This is a genomic window from Oribacterium sp. (assembly GCF_057249185.1).
On record NZ_DBHIGR010000129.1, the window covers coordinates 1 to 6765 of the forward strand.

The 6765-nt window shown below is 45.3% G+C and carries 10 protein-coding genes; 1 reads left to right on the forward strand and 9 read right to left on the reverse strand.

Annotated features, from left to right (window positions below):
- The 5 genes from ACO4PX_RS07645 to ACO4PX_RS07665 all read right to left on the reverse strand — a co-directional run.
- The coding region (locus ACO4PX_RS07645) for a diguanylate cyclase domain-containing protein (protein WP_485572175.1) at positions 1–449 on the reverse strand (449 nt) is incomplete at its 3' end.
- A 228-nt stretch (positions 450–677) separates the two neighbouring features.
- Complete coding sequence (locus ACO4PX_RS07650; protein ID WP_308579173.1) at positions 678–1616, reverse strand: cysteine ABC transporter substrate-binding protein; 939 nt, start codon at positions 1614–1616, stop codon at positions 678–680.
- 35 nt (positions 1617–1651) lie between these two features.
- Positions 1652–2428: an amino acid ABC transporter ATP-binding protein gene (locus ACO4PX_RS07655; RefSeq protein WP_485554514.1), complete on the reverse strand. Its 777-nt coding sequence runs from the start codon at positions 2426–2428 to the stop codon at positions 1652–1654.
- A 111-nt stretch (positions 2429–2539) separates the two neighbouring features.
- A complete protein-coding gene (locus ACO4PX_RS07660) occupies positions 2540–3247 on the reverse strand; it encodes an amino acid ABC transporter permease (protein WP_485572176.1) in 708 nt (235 codons plus the stop codon).
- Positions 3240–3893 carry an amino acid ABC transporter permease gene (locus ACO4PX_RS07665; RefSeq protein WP_315369215.1) on the reverse strand — a complete coding sequence of 218 codons (654 nt, stop codon included), beginning with the start codon at positions 3891–3893 and terminating at the stop codon, positions 3240–3242. Before ACO4PX_RS07665 ends, ACO4PX_RS07660 begins: the two co-directional genes overlap by 8 nt.
- 26 nt (positions 3894–3919) lie before the next feature.
- Here ACO4PX_RS07665 and ACO4PX_RS07670 point away from each other — a divergent pair, with 26 nt between their 5' ends.
- Positions 3920–4126, forward strand: a complete 207-nt coding sequence (locus ACO4PX_RS07670) for a hypothetical protein (protein ID WP_485572177.1) — start codon at positions 3920–3922, stop codon at positions 4124–4126.
- 54 nt (positions 4127–4180) lie between these two features.
- Here the strand turns inward: ACO4PX_RS07670 and ACO4PX_RS07675 are convergent, their stop codons facing one another.
- From ACO4PX_RS07675 to ACO4PX_RS07690, 4 genes are all read right to left on the reverse strand, one after another.
- Positions 4181–5236, reverse strand: coding sequence for a transporter substrate-binding domain-containing protein (locus ACO4PX_RS07675; RefSeq protein WP_485572178.1), 1056 nt, complete (start codon positions 5234–5236; stop codon positions 4181–4183).
- Positions 5229–5705, reverse strand: coding sequence for a hypothetical protein (locus ACO4PX_RS07680; protein WP_448973113.1), 477 nt, complete (start codon positions 5703–5705; stop codon positions 5229–5231). The genes ACO4PX_RS07675 and ACO4PX_RS07680 overlap by 8 nt, the downstream gene beginning before the upstream one ends.
- A 90-nt stretch (positions 5706–5795) precedes the next feature.
- On the reverse strand, positions 5796–5990 hold the full coding sequence (locus ACO4PX_RS07685) for a hypothetical protein (RefSeq protein WP_007156894.1): 195 nt from the start codon (positions 5988–5990) through the stop codon (positions 5796–5798).
- Positions 5991–6210: 220 nt separating this feature from the next.
- Positions 6211–6645, reverse strand: a complete 435-nt coding sequence (locus ACO4PX_RS07690; protein WP_007156896.1) for a CAP domain-containing protein — start codon at positions 6643–6645, stop codon at positions 6211–6213.
- Between the last annotated feature and the right edge of the window lie 120 nt (positions 6646–6765).

A 6765-nucleotide genomic window follows, 5' to 3' on the forward strand; every position in this document is an offset into this window, starting at 1 on the left:
GTTTTGGCCTTGTCACATATTGTGCTGATGCTCTTTTGTTCCCGGACAAAGCAGATTCCCGCTTTAAAATCCAAAGCCATGGGAAGATCCAGCTTTTGTATGGCGGCTCTCACCTTACAAATCGCCTCATAATGTCCGGAATTTGGGGTTAATAAAACATACTGGTCCGCATACATTCTGGTAATCAAGGCATAAGGAAAATATTTTTTCAAAATCTTCGCCATAGCCAGAATCAAAGCATCTCCCGCCTCGAAGCCGAAGCGCTCATTGTATAGTTTAAAATCTATAATATTGAAGTAAATCGCACATTGCCCTTCTTCCATGTAGCGCTCTGCCAAATCCCGAAAGGCCTGGTTTTTTACGGTCTTACTTAAAGGATCCTTGAAAATACTGCCTAAGCTGTCCTTTTCCTTCATCCATCCCGGAAGAAGTTCTTGTTCTGTATTCAATTTGACTCCTTCCCACGCAACAGAGCATCCTTGCTCATCCATCGAAACTGTTTCCTGCTGTCCTTCCAAGCTGTTTCCCTGAAGGAAGCAGTTTAAACCTTTGCTTTACCTCTATCGTCAAAAAAAAGAGGAGATATAATCCCCTCTTTTCTCTCTTTTTTGTATTTTCCTTAAACGTTAATTATTTTCTACAAAAATATTTTTTATAGCACTGAAGCGCATAACAATTTAGCTAAGCTTTCCGCCCTCTACTACAATGCTGTCCGGATCGGTATCGGAACCGAAAACAGGCTCCAGAGTTTCCTGATAATCCTTATGGAAGAACTGCTCCTTTCCAAGGGTTTCAATTTCCTCATTCAGGAAGTTCAGAAGACTCTCATTACCCTTAGCCACTGCAGCGGCAATGGTATCATAGTCGCCCAAGGTCTCAATGCCTACAGTAAAGCCCGGATTGGACTTGGCCCAAGCAATAACCTCGGTGTTGTCGGTGGAGAAAGCATCTCCTCTTCCGTCCAGAAGTGCATTGTAAGCATCCGCATAGGCATCATACTTCTGCAGCTTAACTTCCGGATGATTTGCCTCAAAATAAGTCTCCGCAGTGGTTCCCTTGGCAATAATCAGCGTCTTTCCCTTTAACTCATCTACAGATTTAATCACCGCATTGTCCGGAGAAACCACACCGAGAGCCACCTTCATATAAGGAAGGGCAAAATCCACCTTCTCCGCTCTTTCCTTGGTTACGGTAAAGTTTGCCAGTGTAATATCCACCTTACCGGTAGAAACATACTCTACACGGGAAGCGGGATCCAGAGAAGTAAATTCCACCTTTACCCCTAAATCATCCGCAATTCTGTGGGCATAGTACACATCATAGCCCTGGTTTACGCCCTTCTCATCTACATAACCAAAGGGTGCCTTATCCGTAAACACACCGATACGAATCACACCGGATTTCTTAATTTCATCTACAGTTCTAAAGCTGGACTTTCCATCGGTTTCAGCTGTCTTCGCTTCCGCCTTTTCTCCTGCCTGCTCTGTCGCCTTTTGGGAGCCCTGCTCCGCAGCTGCAGTAGTCTGTCCCTCTTCCGCCTTCTTTCCGCCTCCGCAGGCTGCCAGGGAAAGGGCTGCTAAAATCGCCACTCCGCTAAAAATCACATTTTTCTTCATATTTTCTCCTCTCTCCGGGTCTCCGGAATAAACATTTATCTTCCAACATGTCTATGAGACACGTAAGAAAAATTTTGTAAAAACTGCTGTGCTCTCTCCGTATCGGGCTTTTGGAAAAAGTTCTCCGGGGTATTTTCTTCTACAATCTTTCCCCCCTCCAGGAACAGCACTCTATCCGCCACCGCCTTGGCAAAGCCCATTTCATGAGTCACAATCAGCATGGTCAGGCCCTGCTCCGACAGCTCCATCACCACATCCAAAACCTCTCGAACCATTTCCGGGTCCAAGGCCGCAGTGACCTCATCAAAAAGCATCAGCTTCGGATGCATCATCAGAGAACGAATAATCGCCACTCTCTGCTTCTGGCCTCCGGAAAGCATGGAAGGATAGGCATTTTCCTTATCGGAAAGATGAACCCTGGCCAAAAGCTCCCGGGCTTCCTGCACAGCCTCCTCCCTCTTTCTGCCCTGCACCTTCATGGGCGCCAGAAGGAGATTTTCCATGATATTCATGTGGGGAAAGAGGTCATAGCTTTGGAAAACCATGCCCAGATTCTGCCGCTCTTTCCGAGCCTCCTCACTTTTTCCCACAATATTTTTTCCTTCCAGAAGGATTTCTCCCCCCTGAATACGCTCCAGACCCATAATGGTGCGAAGCAGGGTGGACTTACCGCAGCCGGAGGGCCCCAGAAGCACCACCACCTCTCCCTTTTTCACCGATAAAGAAATATCCTTTAACACGGGGCTGTCATCCTCATAGCTTTTCTCCAGATGTTTTATCTCTAAAAGCTGTTCCTGTACGATTTCTTCCATAGTTTCCTTTCTCTATACATTTTACACGATTAAACCTGCTAACCCGTTTTTCATTCTGTTAAACCGTTTTTCATCCTGCTAAACCGTTTTTAAAACTCTTTTTCCTTCAGGCTATACCTTAAGCTTCTTTTCCAGATATTTTCCCAGCTGGGAAATGGGGAAGCCCACGATAAAGTACAGGAAAAAAATCACCGCATAAATCACAATGGAGGCCTTCGGATATTGGAAACGGTTGGCATCAATAATCTGTTGCCCTGTTTTCAGCACCTCCACCACACCGATCAAAACAATCAAAGAAGTGGTTTTAATCATTCTGGTAATCAGGTTAATGCTTAAAGGAATCAGGCGTCTTATGGTTTGGGGAATAATGATGTAGCGGTAAATCTGCCAAGAGCTCAGGCCAAGACTCCGGCCGCTTTCTTTTTGGTGCTTGGGAATGCTGCCGATAGCCGCTCGAACCAGGTCTCCCATTTCCGCCGTACCCCAAAGGGTAAATACCAGAATGCCGGAGGCCTCTCCGGAAAGATGAAAGCCCGCAATTCTTGCCGTGCCGAAGTAGACCAAAAACAGTAAAACCAGCGGCGGCATAATCCGGATAAAGGCCAGATAAAGCTGGCTGATTCCCCGACTTACGGGATCCTTCCTTCTCATGAAAAGCCCGAAAAGAATACCCAAGGGAAGAGAAAGCAAAACCGCAATCAGGCTGACTCGAAGGGTAACAAAGAGCCCCCACAAGAGACGCTGAAAATTATTTCCTGCAAAAAGGATGGTATATACCGGAGGCTTCTCTGCATTTGCAGAAAGCAAAGTATTAAACATAAGCAATGCGCATCCTCCTTTCCAAAACATTTCCCAAAATACTGAGGGGCAGAAGCATGATGAGATAAGAAATTACCAGCATCAGTAAGGCTTCCTCCGTCTTATAGTACAGGCCGATTAAGTCCTTGCTGACATACATCAAATCCGCAAGGGCGATTCCGCTGAATACCGAGGTTTCCTTAATCAGGAAAATCATATTGGCCACGATGGCCGGAATGGAAACCGATAAGGCTTGAGGAAAAATGACGTAACGCATAATCTGTCCTTTAGACAGGCCCAGGCTCTGGGCAGATTCTTTTTGAATCTTCTGCACGGTGGAAAGTCCTGAACGAAAGGCCTCCGTCATATAGGCTCCTCCCAGAAAGCTTAAGCCAATGACACCGCAGAGCTCCGAACTGAAGCGTATTCCCAGCTTCGGTAAACCGAAATAAAGGAAAAACAGCTGCACAAGAAGGGGCGTATTTCTGCTAAGCTCCACATAGACCTGCACCACCCTCCTCCAAAGGGGGACCTTATAGTACAAAATCAAGCTGGCGGCAAGACCAATCAGTAAGGAAAACAAAATTCCCAGAAAGGCAATGCCCAGGGTAAGCTTTCCCGCCTCCACATACATCGGTATGTACTGTTTTATAAACCCAATATCCAAAATACTCTCCCCCTTAGAACTCTTTTTTGAAAATGAAACAAAAAAGCGAGCTGCCGAAACAGCTCGCTGAAATATATCCGCAAAAAATATCCTCAGAATCAGCTGGCACGGCAAAAAGCCCTATGACTATGCATACGGCAACAGCAACAGCAGCAATTCATCATATTGATTTCTGTTCTGTTTCTTCTCATCCTGCCAACGATCCTTTCTCAAAAATTCCTTCACCAAAATGAATTGTTTGCTATGCTAACAGCTTTTTTTCTCCCTGTCAAGTATTTCATAGCATTTTACTGGGGATTTGAATTGGAAGAAAAAAGAGAATATTTTTTCGTAAGTGTCTCCCACTCTCCGTCTTCCTTCATCTTTTTCAGCCCTCGAACAAAGGCACGAAGCAGCTCTTTATTCTGGCCTTTCCCCACCATCAGGCCGTAACGCTGTTCCTCTTTTAAGGAAAATATTTCTATTTCCTGCCCGGCTATGCTATTTTTCTCTTTCTGCAGTTCCAATTCGCTTAAGCCCAAAAGATCCGGAGGAAGATCGTCTTCGTCTCTTCCCTGCTCATCAATTTTTGAAATTTCTTCCTTCATAGCCTCCAAAACCGGAAGATCCTCCGCAATAAAATCCCCGTTTCCTGCCAGCCATTCCCGGATAAGATCCTGATTTTCCTGCACCACCAGCAGAGAAAAACCTTCCTTTTGCCGGATGCTTTCCAGAAAGGTCGCAGTACCGCTTCCCTCCTTGACCAGAATGCTCTTTCCCTGTAAAGAAGGCATTTGCTCCGATGCCGAAGACTGCTTTTCCGATACCGAAGGCTGATCCTCGGATTCCGAAGACCTGCCCATGGGTACAGATGACTGCTCCTTCGTTTCCGAAGAATCCTTTCCGTATAAAAGTCCCAGGGTAGAACTTCCGTAAGCCTCCGAAAAGCTCAGCTGCTTTTCTTCTCGAATTTCGATTCCCCCCATAGCCCCGACAATGGTGCCGGTTACCACGGAAGACTGTAAAGCCGAGGGGTTCATGGGAACAAATTTTACGGTAAAGCCCTCCCGCTTGGCAATGGCTTCGATCAGCTCCACATCAAAGCCGGCAGGATTTTTCTCTTCATCAAGGTAGGAGAAGGGTGCATTGTCCCGGTCAATTCCCAAACGGATTTCCCTTCCCTGAATCTTGCCGGTGCTCTTCTTTCCACAGGAACTTAAGGCAAACGCAAAAAAAAGAATAAACAAAAAAAGAGGCAGATAAGAAAGCTTGCCGAAAAAAGCAGTTCTCTTATCGACTCTCTTTCCGAAAATTTCTTCTCTTATGCAGAGAAAAAAGCTCTCACGTTTCTCCCTCTTATGCATCTTCCCCCTGATCCTTTCTCATCTCCCGGTCCATGATTTGAAGCATTCGAAGTACACTCTTAAAGGGGAAGCAGGCTTCCTCCTCCACACGAAAAATATCGCCCTGCCAGGTGGCATTTTGCCGATATTTGGTATGGATAAAGAAGGTACTCTGCTTTCCTCTTTTCTGAATAATGGGGAATTTCTCCAAAGTTCCCGCCTCATCCGGAAGACGTTTCTTCCCCTTGCGGTTCGGGTAGCTATACTTCTCTCTTTTCCGAAAGCTCCGGTCTCTGGTGGAGGTTTGGGGATAGTCCCACTCATCGTACTGAAGCTCCATCTTCTTGATTAAATCCAGTACGCCAAAAAAGGGAGTACTTTCCTCTTTATACTGATGAATGATTTCTCCCTCAAGCTGGCCATCCTGATACTTATGGACCAGAATGCCTAATAAGTCTATGGCGTAAAGCCTTTCCAATTGATTTTCCATAGTCTCCTTCACCGCTACCCTGTTGCCTAGTTCGGCAATGGTTTTAGACAAGCTTCCTTTACAACTTATCGCACTGACTTCGCAGCTTTCTTATTCCTCTTCTTCCTCATCCGGGAAGTCTTCCTCGGTAAGAGCCTTGTCCATCAGCTTCAGCATCTCTAAAGCGCTCCGAAAATACTGACTCTTATTCTTTTCTGCCCAGGTAACCTTCCCCTGCCAAGTCTCATTCTCCGTGTACTTTACCTGTACGATGAATGTTCCATTTCGAATTTCCTTGCTATCCATACGCTATCCCCTTCATGAAGTACTGCCGGTACTGCTACGGTGTACTGTATTCTATCATAAAAAAACTACGCTTTGCAATTCCTTTCATTTTTTTGATAAAAAGAAAATTTCTGTAACGAAAAAGAGCTGCCGATGATTTTTCGGTAGCTCTTTCCCTTACGTACTCTTTCAATTTGTTCAAGTTTTTCAATTTTGTTTTCAGTTCTTTTATACTTCTTCTTTAGATACCGAATTCCTGTGCCCAGTAAACTTCGCCATTTACTTCTACAGTGTAGATAGCTCCGGACTTGAACTCCGGCTTAAGGATGTTTGCTCTGTGAGCTGGAGAATTCATCCAAGCAACTACAACTTCATCAGCGCCATCGAAATACTGTGCTAAGTTCTCTCCGTAAAGAACGCTTGGGTCAGCTGTGTACCATGCAGATCCATCAGGTCTTGTGTGAGAAAAGCTTCTAACGATTTCTGTAGCTCTTACCTTAGCTGCGTTTTCGATCTGGAAGTTCCAAGTAAGTGGCTGAAGGCCGTTTGCAACTCTGATTTCGTTAACTTTAGTAAAAGCGGCTTTAGCATCGCCCTTTGCAGCGAATGCAGTCATAGCGAAAAATGCGGTAAATAATGCGGTAAGTACAACAAGTTTGATAACTAACTTTTTCATGTGATAACTCCTTCATAAAGAGGGAGTCAGGAAGCAGAATCAGTTCACCCTGGTCAGGGGATTCTTGATTGCAGCTGGCTGACATTTTACAGTCCCTATAGCTTTGCGTCGCCGGATTTC

Excerpts from the sequence above, each read along its gene's own strand:
- ACO4PX_RS07650 (WP_308579173.1), bottom strand. The coding sequence starts at position 1,616 with ATGAAGAAAAATGTGATTTTTAGCGGAGTGGCGATTTTAGCAGCCCTT.
- ACO4PX_RS07655 (WP_485554514.1), bottom strand. The coding sequence starts at position 2,428 with ATGGAAGAAATCGTACAGGAACAGCTTTTAGAGATAAAACATCTGGAG.
- ACO4PX_RS07660 (WP_485572176.1), bottom strand. The coding sequence starts at position 3,247 with ATGTTTAATACTTTGCTTTCTGCAAATGCAGAGAAGCCTCCGGTATAT.
- ACO4PX_RS07675 (WP_485572178.1), bottom strand. The coding sequence starts at position 5,236 with ATGCATAAGAGGGAGAAACGTGAGAGCTTTTTTCTCTGCATAAGAGAA.
- ACO4PX_RS07680 (WP_448973113.1), bottom strand. The coding sequence starts at position 5,705 with ATGGAAAATCAATTGGAAAGGCTTTACGCCATAGACTTATTAGGCATT.
- ACO4PX_RS07685 (WP_007156894.1), bottom strand. The coding sequence starts at position 5,990 with ATGGATAGCAAGGAAATTCGAAATGGAACATTCATCGTACAGGTAAAG.
- ACO4PX_RS07690 (WP_007156896.1), bottom strand. The coding sequence starts at position 6,645 with ATGAAAAAGTTAGTTATCAAACTTGTTGTACTTACCGCATTATTTACC.